We start from the raw sequence: 554 nt of genomic DNA, 5'->3' as shown, positions 1-554 counted from the left end.
GACGGCCCGGTAGAAGAAGCCTGCCGGATGGCGAATGATTTCCAGATTACTCATGAGCTGGCGGATCTGCCGCCGGAGTTGTGGGCGTACCTTAAAGAGCATCGTTTCTTCGCGATGATCATCAAAAAAGAGTACGGCGGGCTGGAGTTCTCGGCTTATGCCCAGTCTCGCGTGCTGCAAAAACTCTCCGGCGTGAGCGGGATCCTGGCGATTACCGTCGGTGTGCCAAACTCATTAGGCCCGGGTGAGCTGTTGCAACATTACGGCACTGACGAGCAGAAAGATCACTATCTGCCGCGTCTGGCGCGTGGTCCGGAGATCCCCTGCTTTGCACTGACCAGCCCGGAAGCGGGTTCCGATGCGGGCGCGATTCCGGACACCGGGAGTGTCTGCATGGGCGAATGGCAGGGCCAGCAGGTGCTGGGGATGCGTCTGACCTGGAACAAACGCTACATTACGCTGGCACCGATTGCGACCGTGCTTGGGCTGGCGTTTAAACTCTCCGACCCGGAAAAATTACTCGGCGGTGCAGAAGATTTAGGCATTACCTGTGC

General features: G+C 58.3%; 1 protein-coding gene. It reads left to right on the top strand.

The window, feature by feature from the left end:
* A partial coding sequence (locus tag AC5O77_RS22400) for an acyl-CoA dehydrogenase family protein (protein ID WP_494507247.1) occupies window positions 1-554 on the top strand: 554 nt, incomplete at both ends.

The organism is Stenotrophomonas sp. INTA L402-1, from assembly GCF_059295135.1.
Note: the sequence above shows the minus strand (reverse complement) of the source record. Positions and strands in the feature narration are given on the sequence as shown.